The sequence below is a fragment of the Microbacterium sp. AISO3 genome, assembly GCF_002204305.1.
Taxonomy (GTDB): Bacteria; Actinomycetota; Actinomycetes; order Actinomycetales; family Microbacteriaceae; genus Microbacterium; species Microbacterium arborescens.
The window spans coordinates 237,282-252,147 of the sequence record NZ_NHRF01000001.1; the positions used below are offsets into that span (position 1 = coordinate 237,282).

Consider the following 14,866-nt stretch of genomic DNA (forward strand, 5'->3'; position numbering starts at 1 on the left):
TCCTGGCGACTCGGCGGTTCGTCCCGCCAACTAGACTGATCGCGTCCGGCATCCCGAGTCCTGGAGTCCAGCCGCGTGAGCACCCCTGTCGCAGATACCGTCGAGAACGCCACCGCCACTCCGGAGCGTGATCAGCCCTACGGAGCCCTGGGCCTCAAGCCCGACGAGTACGCGAAGATCCGCGAGATCCTCGGCCGCCGCCCCACCTCGGGTGAGCTGGCGATGTACTCGGTCATGTGGAGTGAGCACTGCTCCTACAAGTCGAGCAAGAACTACCTGCGCCGGTTCGGCCAGAAGGTCTCCGACGAGATGAAGACCCGCCTCATGGTCGGCATGGGCCAGAACGCGGGCGTCGTCGACGTCGGTGAGGGCTGGGCGGTCACCTTCAAGGTCGAGTCGCACAACCACCCGAGCTACATCGAGCCGTTCCAGGGCGCTGCGACGGGTGTCGGCGGCATCGTCCGCGACATCATCTCGATGGGCGCGCGCCCCGTCGCGGTCATGGACCAGCTGCGCTTCGGCGCCATCGACCACCCCGACACCGCCCGCGTCGTGCACGGCGTCGTCAGCGGCATCTCGTTCTACGGCAACTGCCTGGGCCTGCCGAACATCGGCGGCGAGACGGTCTTCGACTCGGTCTACCAGGGCAACCCGCTCGTCAACGCCCTCGCGGTGGGCGTCATGCGCCACGAGGACATCAAGCTGGCCAACGCCACCGGCGCCGGCAACAAGGTCGTGCTGTTCGGAGCCCGCACGGGCGGCGACGGCATCGGTGGCGCGTCGATCCTCGCGTCCGACACCTTCGCGGACGGCGGACCCACCAAGCGCCCCGCCGTGCAGGTCGGCGACCCGTTCGCCGAGAAGGTGCTCATCGAGTGCTGCCTCGAGCTGTACGCGGGCGAGCTCGTCGAGGCCATCCAGGACCTTGGCGCGGCCGGCATCTCGTGCGCCACGAGCGAGCTCGCCGCCAACGGCGGATCGGGCATGCGCGTCGACCTCGAGAACGTGCTGCTGCGTGACCCCTCGCTCACGCCCGAGGAGATCCTCATGAGCGAGAGCCAGGAGCGCATGATGGCGATCGTCGCTCCCGAGAAGCTCGACGCGTTCCTCGCCGTCGTCGGCAAGTGGGATGTCGAGACGAGCGTGCTCGGCGAGGTGACCGGCGACGGCCGCCTGCAGATCTTCTGGCACGGCGAGAAGATCGTCGACGTCGACCCCTCGACCGTCGCGGTCGACGGTCCCGTCTACGACCGCCCGGTCGCCTACCCGACCTGGATCGACGGCCTGCAGGCCGACTCGGCGGCATCCCTCCCCCGCGCCACCGACGGCGAGGAGCTCCGCGACCAGTTCCTGCAGCTCGTCGGCAGCCCGAACCTCGCTGACACGAGCTGGATCACCAACCAGTACGACTACTACGTGCTCGGCAACACCGCGCTCAGCTTCCCCGACGACGCCGGCATGATCCGCGTCGACGAGGAGTCGGGCCTCGGCTTCGCGATCGCGACGGACTGCAACGGCCGCTACTGCCAGCTCGACCCGTACGCGGGCGCGCAGCTCGCCCTCGCCGAGGCGTACCGCAACGTCGCCGTCACGGGCGCCGTGCCCACCGCCGTGACCGACTGCCTCAACTTCGGGAGCCCCGAGAACCCCGAGGTCATGTGGCAGTTCGGCCAGGCCGTCGACGGGCTCTCCGACGCGTGCCTCGAGCTCGGCGTGCCGGTGACGGGCGGCAACGTCTCGTTCTACAACCAGACCGGCGACCAGCCGATCTTCCCGACCCCCGTCGTGGGCGTGCTCGGGATCGTCGACGACGTCGCCCGCCGCATCCCGTCGGGCTGGCAGGATGCCGGCGAGAACATCTACCTGCTCGGCACGACCGCCGAGGAGCTCGACGGCTCGGCCTGGGCCGACACGATCCACGGCCACCTCGGCGGACGACCCCCGAAGGTCGACCTCGCCGCCGAGAAGCGTCTGGCCGGCCTCATCCAGGCCGCGTCGCAGCAGGGACTCATCTCGGCCGCGCACGACCTGTCGACCGGCGGCCTCGGCCAGGCCCTCGCCGAGGCGACGACCCGCTTCGGCGTCGGCGCCCGCGTCTGGCTCAGCGAGATCGTCGAGCGCGACGGCGTCGATGTCGCGACCGCGCTGTTCAGCGAGTCGACCGGCCGCGTCATCGTCTCGGTGCCGCGCGAGGAGGACGTGAAGTTCCGCGGCCTGTGCGAGGGCCGCGACTACCCCGTCATCCGCATCGGCGTAACGGATGCCGCCGAGGGCGTCGAGTCGGTGCTCGACATCCAGGGCCTGTTCTCGGTGCCCGTCGCCGAGATCCGCGCCACGTCGCGCGCGACCCTGCCCGCCGCCTTCGGCGACATCGTCGACGAGGTGCCGACGTCATGAGCGCGGCATGAGCGGGCGCGACCTGACGCCGCAGGGCGAGGACGACGAGTACGCCGGCTTTGCGCGCGGGCGCTCGCGTCGCCTGCGCGTGACCGCGTGGGTCGCGATCGTCTCGCTCATCCTCGTGGGCGGCGGCTCGACGGTCTTCGCGCTGCTCTTCGGCTGATACATCCGTAGGACCCGTGGGGCTGGTGTCGCCTCACGGCGGGTTCGACCGTACACCAGCACCACCAGTCCGACAGGTGTATCCCCAGCTGGCTCGAAGACGCGGCGCGTCGAGGTGCGTAGGCTGAAGAAGTGGATCCGATCCTCGCACTCGCGGCCGAGTGGTGGTGGATCGCGCCGGCGGGAGCCAGCGCGGGCGCCCTCGGCTGGGCCGGCCTGCGCCGGGGACGGCCGTCGCAGCGTCGCCTCGAGCTCGATGCCGCCCAGCTGGACCTCCGCCGCGCGCAGCAGGGCGTCACCCATGCCCGCGCGCAGCTGAAGGTCGCGCGCGCCGAGCTGATGCGCGCGCAGGCCGAGAAGGCGACTCCCCGGGCGACCGCGGGTGCGGTGCCCGAGGCCCGTCGTCGCCTGCAGATCGCCGAGCGCCAGGCACGGGCCGCCGTCGCCGAGCTGAAGGCGCGGCGCGCAGGCGTACAGGCCGCGCGCGCGATGATGCCCGCGTCGCGCAAGGAGGTCGACCGGATGCCGCTGGCCCGGCTGATGGCCGAGCACGACGCACTGCTGGCGCGGTGGATGGACTACGAGACCGATGCCGCGAAGGCCATCGGATTCCCGATGATGCTCGACGCCCGCTGGCCGCCGATGGACCTCTTCCTGCGCGAGCACCAGCAGGCGTCGTGGCTGCGCCCGGCCTCGCGCGAGGTTCGCATGGCCCCGGCCGACTACAGCGCCTATCGCGAAGCCGTCCGGCGCGCTACCCATGCCTTCGACGCCGCGGAGCGCGCCGCGCGGCAGGGCACGCCTCGCGAGCTTCCCGAGCCCGACGACCGTTCGCCCGATTGGGCCGAGGTCGCGCAAGACCTCCTCGACAACGCGCAACGCGCCATCACCCGGTCGACCGAGATGTGGAACCGGATGCGGCGCGACCGCCCGTCGCGCGGCGACCGGCCGGAGTGACGAAACCCCCGGGAGCAGCTCCCGGGGGTTTCGTCGTCACTCAGACGAGGTCAGCTGGTCTGCAGACCGTCGACCTGGCTGCCGTACTCCTCGAGCCAGGCTGTGATCGCCTCGGCTTCCTTGCCCTCGCCGTACTGATTCACGACCATGTCCTCGAGCGCGGCGTACTGCTCGTCGTCGAGCTTGATCTTGCCGATCAGCTCGGCGGCCTCGGGGTGCTCGTCGGCGAAGCCGGACGTCGCGAGGAAGTGCAGCGCCTCGGTGTCGCCCATCGCGCCGCGCGGGTCTTCGAGGTCCTTGAGACCGTAGCGCTCGTTGGCCCAGAACGGACGCCACGAGGTCACGACGATGTCGCGCTGCGCAGCGATCGCGGTGTCGAGCTCGGTGAGCATCGCCGCGGTCGACGAGGTGACGAGCTCGTACGTGCCGTCGAGGCCGTACTCGGGGATCATCGACTCCTGGGTCTGCTTGGTCAGCCCGGCGCCCGGCTCGATGCCGTAGATCTGCCCGCCGAAGCGGTCGGCGTTCGCAGCCAGGTCCTCGATCGAGGTGATGTCGACGTACTCGGGCACAGCGATCGTGAGCTTGGCGTTGTCGTAGTACGCGCCGAGGTCGTCGATCTGGTCGCCGTAGCGCTCCATGTACGAGGCGTGGGTGAGCTCGGGCCAGGCCGACGGGTAGATGTCGACGTCGCCCTGCGCGAGACCGGCGTAGAGCGGGCCCGCCTCGGTGAGCTCCTGCATCTCGACGGTGTAGCCGAGCTGCTCGAGCTGGTTCTCGAGCAGGTACGCCGTGCTGAGGCCGTCGGTCCACGAGGGCAGGTAGCCCAGCGTGATGGTGCCCTTGCTGTCGCCGCTCTCGCCAGAGCCGCCTTCGGCCTGGTTACCGCTCGCGCAGCCGGCGAGGGCCAGGGATGCCGCGGCGCCGAGCGCCACGATCCCGGTGAGGTGTCGCTTGTTCATCGTGTGCCTTCCGTATGGATTCATTCGTTCCGTATGGGTGGTGCAGGGAGGATACGTTCGGGATGCCGCGGCTCACGCAGCCGGGGCGAGCTCGCGCTTCTCCGCGGCGGTCGCGGCGGCGGCCGCGGTGCGACGGCGGCCGATCACGCCGAGGATCGAGCCCTTCTGGCCCTTCATGTCACCGAGGGCCGAGGTCAGGCGGTCGAGGTAGATCGCGAGAATGACGACGCTGAGGCCCGCCTCGACACCCGTGCCGATGTTGACGGTCGACATCGCCTGGACGATCTCCTTGCCGAGGCCGGGAGCACCGGCGATACCGGCGATGACGGCCATCGAGAGCGCGAGCATGATCACCTGGTTGACGCCCGTCATGATCGTCGGCATCGCGAGGGGCAGCTGCACGCCCCGCAGGATCTGCCCTGGCGTCGCGCCGAACGCGTGCCCGGCCTCGACGGTCTCGGAGTCGACGCTGCGGATGCCGAGCTCGGTCAGACGCACGCCCGGCGGCAGCGCGAAGATGACGGTCGCGACCAGACCCGGCACGAAGCCGATGCTGAAGAACACGATCGCGGGGATGAGGTAGACGAACCCCGGCATCGCCTGCATCAGGTCGAGGACGGGCTTGATGATCGCGCTGAAGCGGTCGCTGCGCGCAGCGAGGATGCCGAGCGGAACGGCGATGACGACGGCGATGAGCGTCGCGATGACGACGAGTGCGAGCGTCTGCATCGCGGTGACCCACTGGCCGACGCCGAGAATGATCGCGAACGAGATCGCGGTGCCGATCGCGAACTTCCACGAGCGCAGGAACCAGCCCAGCAGCGCCGCGATGACGATGACGACGACGATCGGTGCGCTCAGCAGCAGGTCGGCGAGCGAGCCGACCAGCCAGCCGACCGCGGTCGAGACCGCGCCGAGCAGCCAGGAGAGGTTGTCGCGGATCCAGTCGACCGCGACCTCGGCCCACTGGCCGAGCGGAATGCGGAACCCATCCATCAGCGCACCTCCCCGTTCTGGAGAGCGGCGCCGTCGACGGCGGTCGCCTCCGCGAGCACCTCATCGATCGCGGCCTGCGGCATCGGCTGCAGCGGGATCGTGATCTCCTCCGTCGCGCCGGGCCCGGGGCCGAGGGCGGCGAGCAGGGTGATGCGGGGGATGACGCCGACGAGGCGCCCCTCCGCGTCGGTCACGGCGAGCGGCAGCGGCGACTCGACGGCCGGGACGAAGAGGTTCATGAGCACCTCGTCCTGGCCGACGGTCTGCGGCGCGGGCTTGATGACCGAAGACAGCGCCGACTCGCCGCGGCGGACGAGCTTGACGGCGTCGCGGTCGGTGACGACACCGAGCAGTTTGCGGTCGCGCCCGACGACGTAGGCCGCCGACATGAAGGCATCCCGCATCTGTTTGAGGGCCACGCGAGGACCGGCGGATTCGGCGACGACGGGGCGCGGCCGCTCCATGACGTTCGCGGCCGTGAGGACGCGGGCGCGGTCGACGTCCTGCACGAACTGCTCGACGTAGTCGTTCGCCGGGTCGGTGAGGATGTCTTCGGGCGTGCCGATCTGCACGATGCGGCCGTCGCGCATGACCGCGATGCGGTCGCCGAGGAACATGGCCTCGTTGAGGTCGTGCGTGATGAAGATGATCGTCTTCTGCAGCTTCTGCTGCAGTTCGAGCAGCTGCTCCTGCATCTCGCGCCGGATGAGCGGGTCGAGCGCGCTGAAGGCCTCGTCCATGAGCAGGATGTCGCTGTCGGCGGCGAGCGCGCGGGCGATGCCGACGCGCTGCTGCATTCCGCCGGAGAGCGCCGACGGCAGCTTGTCGCCCCAGCCTTCGAGCCCGACGAGGGCGAGGATCTCCTCGGCCTTCGCGAGGCGCTCGACCTTGCCGACGCCGCGAAGCTCGAGCGGGTAGGCGACGTTGGCGGCGACGGTCCGGTGCGGGAGCAGGGCGAAGTGCTGGAAGACCATCGCGATGCGCTCGCGACGGATGCTGCGCAACCGGGCGGGCGCGACATCGGTGATCGAGTCGCCCTTCACGGTGATCGTTCCTGCGGTGGCGTCGTGCAGGCCGTTGAGCATGCGGATGAGGGTCGACTTCCCCGAGCCGGACAGGCCCATGATGACGAAGATCTCGCCGGGCTGGACGGTGAAGGAGGCGTCGATGACGGCGGCGGTCCCGGCGTCGGAGATCTCGTTGCGCTGGGCGCCGGCCCGCAGCTTCTCGACGACGGACTTCGGGTTGCGCCCGAAGACCTTGTACAGATTCTTGGCTTCGAGAGCGGGGGACGTCTTTTCCCCCGAAGAAGACGGACTGGTCACAGGTCACCTCGGCAGCCGGTGCAGGCTGCATCGGTTACGCCCGGGTGGCGACCTCTCGGCGCGTCTCGCGACGGCGTCTCGGCTGCGGATGTCGGACCCACGAGCACAGGCCGCCGACCATACGCTCGCCGGTCTGGAACCTCAGGAGATTGCCACCAGCGACCGCGGACTGGTCGGGTAGTGGCCCGCGGAGGGCCTCATCCAACGTTTCACGTTCACAGGGAGGTCGCAAATCGAACCGAGGATTTGACCGCTGACCGGCCATTCGGATAAACGCGCGCGCACGCGCCCGAATGGACAGTCGACTCACAGACAACTGTATGTGCAGTGCACGTACAGTTACGGCATGACCCGTACGACGTCCCGCACCGTCACCCCTGTCACCCGCGGAGAGATCGACGTGGCGGCGGACCTGCTGACCCGCGCGTTTGCGAACGATGCCCCCACGCGCGCGCTGCTGCAGGAGCGCGCGCACGACGAGCGAGCGCGCCACCGCCTGTTCCGCGCCATCCTGCTGGGCGGCCCGTTGCAGAACGGCACCGTGGACGGCGTTCGCGATCCCGATACCGGGACGCTCATCGGGGTGGCCGTGTGGTCGCGTCCGGGCGACACCGGCATGCGCACGGCCGCCCTGCCCGAGTACGCCCGAGCGATCGGCATCGGGGGCCTCGCGCGCGCCCTCCGCGTGTCCGACGCGATCGACTCCCACCGGCCCGCCGTCCCGCACTGGTACCTCAAGGCGGTCGGCGTCGCGCCCGACGCGGTCGGCGGCGGCATCGGGGGAACCCTGCTGGCAGCTCGGCTCGAGCTGATCGACACCCAGGGCTCTCCCTCCTACCTCGAGTCGTCGAACGACCGCACGACCGCGCTGTACCGCCGGCACGGCTTCGTTCCGCTCACGCGGCTGCCCTGGCCCGACGGCGCCGGCCCGCTCGCGATGTGGCGAGCCGGTGACACCGCGGCGAGTGGAGCACCCCGTGCGGCCGAGTAACCGCGAGCTCATCATCGACGCGGCCGTCGAGCTGTTCGCGACCTCCGGGGCCGAATCGGTCACCTACGACGACCTGGCGGCGCAGACCGGTCTCACCAAGAGCGGCATCGTCTATCACTTCGCGACGCGGCAGCTGATCCTCGAGGCTGTCGCGGGCCGGCTGATCGACGGCTGGGCCGAGGCGGCGGCATCCCATGCGGCCGACGAACCCGACGATCCCCCGCACAGATTCGCCGCGTTCGTGGCCGGCATGCTCGAAGGAGACGCCACACCGGCCGAGCTGCGCCTCGCGGTCGAGACCATCGGCGGGCGGCGGATGCACGACGAATGGCATCGCATCCGGGCGCACTGGCTGCAGCCGGACGACGCCACACCCGCGCAGCTGACCGCCGTGGCAGCGGCACTGGGGCTGTGGGTGAGCCGGGCGACGGGGTTCCTCGACTTCGACGCGGTTCAGCGCGCGGCGATCGAGCAATCGATCCGGCAGCTCGCGGCTCCCGGCGACTGAGACTCAGTCGGCGATGTCCTCGGCCGCGATGCGGTGGTGGCGGATCACCTCGGCGACCACGAACCCGAACCACTTCTGAGCGAACTCGGGGTCGAGATCCGCCTCCTCGGCGAGACGACGCAGCCGGGCGATCTGCCGCTCCTCCCGACCAGGATCGGAGGCCGGCATGCCGTGCGTCGCCTTGAGCTCGCCGACCTGCTTCGTGCAGCGGAACCGTTCGGCCAGCATGAAGACGAGCGCGGCGTCGATGTTGTCGATGCTCGCGCGCAGGCGATGGAGTTCGGTCGTGGCGTCGGTCATGGTGGCTCCTCCCCCGCCGACCCTATCTGCTCGACGGCCTCCGCCCCGCCCCTCACGGAGCGCCGACCCCGCCTCTAGAGTGTGACCATGACGAAGCCTCGCTCGACCGGCCCCGCGCCCGCGGACCCCACCGTCCCCGTCTCCGAGCAGGCCACACGCGACCAGCCCATCTGGGGCGCGCTCTCCCGCCCGTTCGCCGCGGGCTTCTTCCTGGCGCTCGGCGCTCTCGCCGCGATCGTGCTCGGCCTGGCGATCTCGAGCCTGTCGACGGTCCTCATCTACGTCGCGATCGCCCTATTCGTCGCCCTCGCGCTCGACCCGGTCGTGCGATTCCTCGTGCGCCGCGGCATCCCGCGAGCGTGGGGCATCGTGATCACGTTCGCCGCGCTCGCGCTCATCATCGCCGGCATCCTGTGGGTCGTCCTGCCGCCGGTCGTGCGCCAGGTCGAGCAGTTCGCGAAGGACGTGCCGAACATCGTCAACGATGTGCTGAAGAGCGAGACGGTCCGATGGGCCGAAGACACCTTCGGCGACAGCCTGAGCGACGTGATCAATGAGGTGCAGAGCTTCGTCACCAACCCCTCCAACATCGCCGCGATCGGCGGCGGCCTGCTGCAGGTCGGCGTCAACGTGGTGACCGCTATCTCGGGCTCGATCATCGTGCTCGTGCTGAGCCTGTACTTCCTCGCGTCGCTGCCCCGCATGAAGACCGCGCTCGTGCGCATCTCGCCGGCCCGGTCACGGGCCACGGTCGCCGACATGACCCGCCAGATCACCGAGTCGATCGGCGGTTACCTGTCGGGCATGGTCGTGCTCGCGCTCATGAACGCGACGTTCGCCTTCATCGTGCTCACCATCCTCGGCGTCCCGTTCGCGGCCCTCATGGCCGTGCTCGCTTTCGCGATCACCCTGATCCCCCTCGTCGGAACGGTGATCTTCTGGGTGGGCGCCTCCGTCATCACCCTGTTGACGAATCCGACTGCGCCGGTGCAGGCGATCATCTTCGCAGCCGTGTATCTCCTCTACATGCAGGTCGAGGCATACGTCCTGACGCCGCGGGTCATGAACCGCACGGTCTCGGTGCCCGGCTCACTCGTCGTCATCGGCGCTCTGGTCGGCGGCACATTGCTCGGCCTGCTCGGCGCCCTCGTCGCGATCCCCGTCACCGCGTCGATCCTGCTGATCATCAACCAGATCGTCATCCCGCGTCAGGACGCCAAGAAGCTGCCCCACTGAGCCCCGCGGCGGGGGCACGCGATCACGCGACCGGCAGGATGCAGGTGGGGCTCGGCGCTGTCACGCGGTGGCGCACGCGACCGGGCACGCCGGTCCGGGGGTCACGTGTCATCGACACGACCTCGCTCGAGAGCTGCCCGGCGACGAGCAGGGTGTCGCGCACGACGACGTGGTGGCGCGGCCAGTCGACGCCCGCATCGACGAGCGCGAGCTGCTCGAGCCGGTCGCCGGCGTCGCGCACGCGCAGCACACCGAGGGTGTTGCTGCCACGGACACCGGCATAGATGGCCTCGCCGTCCGGCGTCATGGCGATCTCAGCGGCGGTGTCGTCGTCGAGAGCGCCGAGAAGGCCGGTCGCCGACAGCATCCGCCATCGCCCCTCACGGTCGGCACCGAGCACGAACACCTCGCGCGAGAGTTCCGTGAGCACGTACAGGTGGCCGCTCGGGTGCCAGAGCGTGTGGCGCGGCCCGCTGCCCAGCGGCAGGGCGACCTGCTCGACGAGCCGAAGCCCGCGCGGGCTGTCACGCCAGAAACGTACGAGGTCGAGGCCCATATCGGTCGTGACGATGAGGCCGCCCGGCAGGTACCGCGCCTGGTGAGATCGCGACGGACGCGGGGCTTCGGCATCCTGATCGGGACCGGGATGCGGCGCGGCGGGCGCGTCGGAGCCGGGCACCAGATGGGCGAACTCGGGACCGGCCGCCTCTCGGAGCGCCCGCGCAGCGGCGGCCAGGTCGATGTCGTCCACCGTGGGCTCGGCCGGTGCGTCGGGCCCATACGGGTCGACGGCGGCGGGCGCGATCACGGGCGCTGACGGGATGCCGGCGGCGTCGACGCTCATGCGGACGACGCGGCCGTCGCTCCAGCAGCTCGCGACGAGCGATGCTCCGTCGGGGGCGACGGCGACGTGGCACACCGCCTCGCCCGCCGCGACGGGGCGGCCGAGCGGCGTCCACGCGTCGAGCCCGGTGCGCCGGTAGGCCCGCACCTCGCCACGGAACTCGAGAGCCGCGTAGACGACGTCGAGGCGCGGGTGGCGGGCCACCCACGACGGCGACGACGCGGCGACGACCTCGGGCCGCAGCGAGAGCTGACCGTCCGCGGTGGCACCGTCGGGATCGCCGGCGTGCAGCAGCCCGATGCCGGCGGCTTCGCCGCCCATGTCGGCGGTGTAGCCGCCGAGCAGCAGCCGCACGTCAGTCGACGAGGTCGTGGCGGACGATGACGGCGTCGCGGGCGGGCCCGACACCGATCACCGAGATGCGGGTGCCGCTCATCTTCTCGAGGGCCAGCACGTACTCCTGGGCCGCGGTGGGGAGGTCGTCGAACGTGCGCGCCGTCGAGATGTCCTCCTTCCAGCCGGGGAAGTACTCGAGGATCGGCTTCGCGTGGTGGAAGTCGGACTGGTTGACCGGAACCTCGTCGAACCGCTCGCCGTCGACGTCGTACGCGACGCAGACCGGGATGCGGTCGAGCCCCGTGAGGATGTCGAGCTTGGTGAGCACGAGGTCGGTGATGCCGTTGATCCGCGTGGCGTAGCGGGTGATCGGGGCGTCGTACCAGCCGACCCGGCGGGGACGGCCGGTCGTCGTGCCGAACTCGAACCCGCGCGAGCGGAGGAAGTCGCCGTTCTCGTCGAACAGCTCGGTCGGGAACGGACCCGAGCCGACGCGCGTCGTGTATGCCTTGACGATGCCGACGATACGGTCGAGGCGGTTGGGGCCGACGCCCGATCCGGTCGCGGCGCCACCGGCGGTGGCCGACGACGAGGTGACGAAGGGATAGGTGCCGTGGTCGACGTCGAGCATCGTGGCCTGGCCGCCCTCGAAGACGACCACGTCGCCGTTGTCGAGCGCCTCACTCAGCAGCAGGCCCGTGTCGCAGACCATCGGACGCAGGCGATCGGCGTACGAGAGCAGGTCTTCGACGATCTCATCGGCGGTGATCGCGCGACGGTTGAAGACCTTGACCAGCAGGTGGTTCTTCTGGTCGAGGGCGCCCTCGACCTTCTGCCGCAGGATGTTCTCGTCGAAGAGGTCCTGCACGCGGATGCCGACGCGGTTGATCTTGTCGGCGTAGGCCGGCCCGATGCCGCGGCCGGTGGTGCCGATCTGACGCTTGCCGAGGAAGCGCTCGGTCACCTTGTCGAGCGTGCGGTGATACTGCGTGATCAGGTGCGCGTTGGCGCTGACCTTGAGGCGCGAGATGTCGAGCCCGCGCGCCGACAGCGCCTCGAGCTCGGCGAACAGCACCTCGAGGTCGACGACGACGCCGTTGCCGATGACGGCGTTGACGCCCGGCGAGAGGATGCCGCTCGGCAGCAGGTGCAGGGCGTACTTCTCGTCACCGATGACGACGGTGTGCCCGGCGTTGTTGCCGCCGTTGAACTTGACGACCCAGTCGGTGCGGTCGCCCAACAGGTCGGTGGCCTTGCCCTTGCCCTCGTCGCCCCACTGGACGCCGACGATGACGATTCCCGGCATGCGGATCTCCCTTTCTGTCGAGGAGGGATTGCACCCCATCCTATCGACACGGACGCAACCCCCTTACGGAGATCGCGGCGCGCGCGCCAGGGTGATGGCGCAGATCGGATGTATCGATCAGACACGCAAGGAGGAGGGTCTCATGCACCACCGGCTCGCCGCAGCGGTCGGCGCGGTCCTGTTGCTGCTGACATCGTCTCTCGCGCTCGCGGGGTGCGGGCTGTCGATCCCGACCGACCCGTCGGGCACGCTCGCCTCGGTCGAGGGCGGCACATTGCGGGCCGGGGTCTCCCCCGACGGCGAGTGGGTGCAGGTCGACGGCGACGAGCCGCAGGGCAGCGAGCCGGACGCGATCCGGGCCTTCGCCGAGTCACTCGACGCCGACGTGGAATGGACCGTCGGGTCGGAGGAGGCTCTGGTGCGCGAGCTCGAGAACGGCGGGCTCGACCTCATCGCCGGCGGCATCACCGACCAGACGCCGTGGACCGACAAGGCGGGGGTCACCCGCCCCTACGCCGAAGCGACGGCGAAGGACGGCAGCACGCTCAAGGTCGTCATGCTCGTGCCGCTCGGCGAGAACGCGTTCCTCTCGCGCCTCGAGACGTTCCTCTCGGAGCGGGCGAAGGCGGGCGAGCTGTGAACCGGTCGGAGGTGCGCTTCGGGCAGACCGAGCTGCCGCAGCGTCAGGTCGAGGTGCTGCGCCGCGCGGTGCGGCTCGAGTGGATCACCATCGGGTTCCTCGCGGTGACGGTGACCCTCGTCTTCCTCGTGCTGGGCAATTCGCAGGCGATGAAGGCGGCGTGGATCGAGGATCTGCTGTCGTTCATCCCGCCGCTGGCGTTCCTCATCGCTATCCGGGTCAACCGTCGACGGCCGACGCTCCAGCATCCGTACGGCTATCACCGCTCGGTCGGGGTCGGCCACCTGGTCGCGGCCGTGGCCCTGACCACGATGGGCACCTACCTGATCGTCGAGTCGGGGATCGGGCTGCTGAGCGGCGAACACCCGACGATCGGGACGGTCGAGCTGTTCGGCGCGTCGATCTGGCTCGGGTGGCTCATGATCGGCGTCATGGCGATGACCGCCGTGCCGCCCGTCCTCCTCGGGCGCGCGAAGCTCAAGCTGGCGCGTGAGCTGCACAACAAGGTGCTCTACGCGGATGCCGACATGAACAAAGCCGACTGGATGACGGCCGTCGGCTCGATCGTCGGCGTCACCGGCATCGGGCTCGGGTTGTGGTGGCTCGACGCGGCGGCGGCGCTGTTCATCGCGTCGGGCATCCTGCGCGACGGACTGAAGAACCTGCGGGCCGCGATCGTCGATCTCATGGACGCGCGCGCCACGACGTTCGACGAGGCCGAGCCCCATCCGCTCGCGGGCGAGATCGACGCGTACCTCGCAGGTCTGCCCTGGGTTTCGGCTGTCGGCAGCCGGGTGCGCGACGAGGGGCACGTGTTCCACGTCGAGTCGTTCGTCGTGCCGCGCGACGGGCGCATGCCAAGCCTCGACGAGCTGGAGGCTGCCCGCGAAGGCTGCGTCGAGCTCGACTGGAAGGTGCAGGACATCGTGCTCGTGCCCGTCCGCGAACTGCCGATCGTCGTGCCGGTCAGCGAGTGACGAGCTCGCGCAGCGCCGCGACGACATCCGGTCGGCCGACGATGACCAGGTCGCCGTCGGCAGAGGTCCAGGATGCCGCTCCCGCCTCGGTCGCGATGAGCGCGCCGCCGACGAGGTCCCAGATCTCGTTGCGGTAGGCCACGAGGGCGCCGAGCCCGCCCGTCACGAGCAGCGCCCAGTCGGACGACGGCGCCCAGCTGCGCAGCACCCGCTTCGTGCGGCGCTCGAGGCGGTCGAACAGCTGGTTGCGGCGCGGGTCGTCATGACCGACGCCGTAACCCTGCGTGAAGGCGACGGTCGCGTGAGCGAGCGCGCCCTCCGCGTCGACGCGGAGGCGGTCGGCGGCGGCTCCGGCGTCGGGTGCAGCGTCGGCGACGAACGCCCCGCGGCCCTCGATGGCCCAGAAGGTGCGGTGGCGCGGTGAATAGTGCACGACAGCCATGACCGGTCGCTCGTGGTGGCAGAGCGTGATGCAGACGCCGTACACGTCGAGTCCCAGCACGTAGTTGTGCGTGCCGTCGAGCGGGTCGATCAGCCAGCGCCACTCGCTGCCTTCCGCGCCCTGCTCGCCGCCTTCCTCGCCGAGGATCGCGTGATCCGGGTACTCGCGACGGAGGGCCGCGGCGATCCGGCGCTCGGCCTCGCGATCGACGTGCGTCACCAGGTCGGCGCCGTCGCCCTTCGCGTGGACGCGGGCGGTCGCCCGCTCTGCGACGGCGAAGTCACCGACCTCCCGGGCGAGGGCGATGGCGAGGTCTGCGGCGCGCTGGAGATCCATCCATCTGACGCTAGCGGGCGCCACCGACAATGAAACTCGTCAAAAGTGGCCGAGAACACCAGTGGCCCATTGAGTGCATATCCCGACGCCGGTAAATTCCCGCACCACGGGGCGCAAAATGTGCGTCTTATTCCGAAAACTCCGAGGC

15 protein-coding genes are annotated in these 14,866 nt (G+C 70.2%); 8 read left to right on the plus strand and 7 right to left on the minus strand.

Annotated elements, in window-relative coordinates:
* The first annotated feature begins 75 nt into the window (after positions 1-75).
* From purL to CBF90_RS01090, 3 genes are all read left to right on the plus strand, one after another.
* Positions 76-2,397: a phosphoribosylformylglycinamidine synthase subunit PurL gene (gene purL, locus CBF90_RS01085; RefSeq protein ID WP_064955230.1), complete on the plus strand. Its 2,322-nt coding sequence runs from the start codon at positions 76-78 to the stop codon at positions 2,395-2,397.
* A gap of 7 nt (positions 2,398-2,404) precedes the next feature.
* On the plus strand, positions 2,405-2,563 hold the full coding sequence (locus CBF90_RS18350) for a hypothetical protein (RefSeq protein ID WP_023953252.1): 159 nt from the start codon (positions 2,405-2,407) through the stop codon (positions 2,561-2,563).
* Between the two features lie 131 nt (positions 2,564-2,694).
* Positions 2,695-3,519: a hypothetical protein gene (locus tag CBF90_RS01090; RefSeq protein WP_023953253.1), complete on the plus strand. Its 825-nt coding sequence runs from the start codon at positions 2,695-2,697 to the stop codon at positions 3,517-3,519.
* A gap of 50 nt (positions 3,520-3,569) precedes the next feature.
* Here CBF90_RS01090 and CBF90_RS01095 read toward each other — a convergent pair whose 3' ends face one another.
* From CBF90_RS01095 to CBF90_RS01105, 3 genes are all read right to left on the minus strand, one after another.
* Positions 3,570-4,481 (minus strand): glycine betaine ABC transporter substrate-binding protein, encoded by a 912-nt coding sequence (locus tag CBF90_RS01095; protein WP_023953254.1) that lies wholly within the window; start codon positions 4,479-4,481, stop codon positions 3,570-3,572.
* A gap of 72 nt (positions 4,482-4,553) precedes the next feature.
* Complete coding sequence (locus CBF90_RS01100) at positions 4,554-5,477, minus strand: proline/glycine betaine ABC transporter permease (RefSeq protein WP_023953255.1); 924 nt, start codon at positions 5,475-5,477, stop codon at positions 4,554-4,556.
* Positions 5,477-6,802 (minus strand): glycine betaine/L-proline ABC transporter ATP-binding protein, encoded by a 1,326-nt coding sequence (locus CBF90_RS01105; RefSeq protein WP_064955231.1) that lies wholly within the window; start codon positions 6,800-6,802, stop codon positions 5,477-5,479. Before CBF90_RS01105 ends, CBF90_RS01100 begins: the two co-directional genes overlap by 1 nt.
* Before the next feature lie 346 nt (positions 6,803-7,148).
* On the opposite strand from CBF90_RS01105, the gene CBF90_RS01110 reads away from it, so the two are divergent.
* Together CBF90_RS01110 and CBF90_RS01115 are read left to right on the plus strand one after the other, a co-directional pair.
* On the plus strand, positions 7,149-7,793 hold the full coding sequence (locus CBF90_RS01110; protein ID WP_052007642.1) for an N-acetyltransferase: 645 nt from the start codon (positions 7,149-7,151) through the stop codon (positions 7,791-7,793).
* Positions 7,780-8,301 (plus strand): TetR/AcrR family transcriptional regulator, encoded by a 522-nt coding sequence (locus CBF90_RS01115; protein ID WP_023953261.1) that lies wholly within the window; start codon positions 7,780-7,782, stop codon positions 8,299-8,301. Before CBF90_RS01110 ends, CBF90_RS01115 begins: the two co-directional genes overlap by 14 nt.
* A gap of 3 nt (positions 8,302-8,304) precedes the next feature.
* On the opposite strand, the gene CBF90_RS01120 is transcribed toward CBF90_RS01115, so the two are convergent.
* Positions 8,305-8,601, minus strand: coding sequence for a chorismate mutase (locus CBF90_RS01120; RefSeq protein WP_023953263.1), 297 nt, complete (start codon positions 8,599-8,601; stop codon positions 8,305-8,307).
* An 87-nt stretch (positions 8,602-8,688) separates the two neighbouring features.
* On the opposite strand from CBF90_RS01120, the gene CBF90_RS01125 reads away from it, so the two are divergent.
* Complete coding sequence (locus CBF90_RS01125) at positions 8,689-9,837, plus strand: AI-2E family transporter (RefSeq protein WP_088379700.1); 1,149 nt, start codon at positions 8,689-8,691, stop codon at positions 9,835-9,837.
* 22 nt (positions 9,838-9,859) lie between these two features.
* Here CBF90_RS01125 and CBF90_RS01130 read toward each other — a convergent pair whose 3' ends face one another.
* Both CBF90_RS01130 and CBF90_RS01135 read right to left on the minus strand, forming a co-directional pair.
* Complete coding sequence (locus tag CBF90_RS01130) at positions 9,860-11,089, minus strand: beta-propeller fold lactonase family protein (RefSeq protein ID WP_306460391.1); 1,230 nt, start codon at positions 11,087-11,089, stop codon at positions 9,860-9,862.
* Positions 11,037-12,323 carry an adenylosuccinate synthase gene (locus CBF90_RS01135; RefSeq protein ID WP_023953269.1) on the minus strand — a complete coding sequence of 429 codons (1,287 nt, stop codon included), beginning with the start codon at positions 12,321-12,323 and terminating at the stop codon, positions 11,037-11,039. Before CBF90_RS01135 ends, CBF90_RS01130 begins: the two co-directional genes overlap by 53 nt.
* 142 nt (positions 12,324-12,465) lie before the next feature.
* Between CBF90_RS01135 and CBF90_RS18730 the strand changes: the two genes are divergently transcribed.
* Positions 12,466-12,963 (plus strand): transporter substrate-binding domain-containing protein, encoded by a 498-nt coding sequence (locus CBF90_RS18730; protein ID WP_242435554.1) that lies wholly within the window; start codon positions 12,466-12,468, stop codon positions 12,961-12,963.
* Positions 12,960-13,940, plus strand: coding sequence for a cation diffusion facilitator family transporter (locus tag CBF90_RS01140; RefSeq protein WP_242435555.1), 981 nt, complete (start codon positions 12,960-12,962; stop codon positions 13,938-13,940). The genes CBF90_RS18730 and CBF90_RS01140 overlap by 4 nt, the downstream gene beginning before the upstream one ends.
* Here the strand turns inward: CBF90_RS01140 and CBF90_RS01145 are convergent.
* The gene (locus CBF90_RS01145; RefSeq protein ID WP_088379702.1) at positions 13,930-14,718 is read right to left on the minus strand and encodes an inositol monophosphatase family protein; all 789 of its coding nucleotides are present in this window, start codon (positions 14,716-14,718) and stop codon (positions 13,930-13,932) included. The genes CBF90_RS01140 and CBF90_RS01145 overlap by 11 nt on opposite strands.
* Positions 14,719-14,866: the final 148 nt, after the last annotated feature.

Bases quoted from the DNA above. Each gene is read 5' to 3' on its own strand.
- CBF90_RS01135 (WP_023953269.1), bottom strand. From the start codon at position 12,323: ATGCCGGGAATCGTCATCGTCGGCGTCCAGTGGGGCGACGAGGGCAAG.
- CBF90_RS01145 (WP_088379702.1), bottom strand. From the start codon at position 14,718: ATGGATCTCCAGCGCGCCGCAGACCTCGCCATCGCCCTCGCCCGGGAG.
- CBF90_RS01100 (WP_023953255.1), bottom strand. From the start codon at position 5,477: ATGGATGGGTTCCGCATTCCGCTCGGCCAGTGGGCCGAGGTCGCGGTC.
- CBF90_RS01095 (WP_023953254.1), bottom strand. From the start codon at position 4,481: ATGAACAAGCGACACCTCACCGGGATCGTGGCGCTCGGCGCCGCGGCA.
- CBF90_RS01120 (WP_023953263.1), bottom strand. From the start codon at position 8,601: ATGACCGACGCCACGACCGAACTCCATCGCCTGCGCGCGAGCATCGAC.
- CBF90_RS18350 (WP_023953252.1), top strand. From the start codon at position 2,405: ATGAGCGGGCGCGACCTGACGCCGCAGGGCGAGGACGACGAGTACGCC.
- CBF90_RS01110 (WP_052007642.1), top strand. From the start codon at position 7,149: ATGACCCGTACGACGTCCCGCACCGTCACCCCTGTCACCCGCGGAGAG.
- CBF90_RS01125 (WP_088379700.1), top strand. From the start codon at position 8,689: ATGACGAAGCCTCGCTCGACCGGCCCCGCGCCCGCGGACCCCACCGTC.
- CBF90_RS18730 (WP_242435554.1), top strand. From the start codon at position 12,466: ATGCACCACCGGCTCGCCGCAGCGGTCGGCGCGGTCCTGTTGCTGCTG.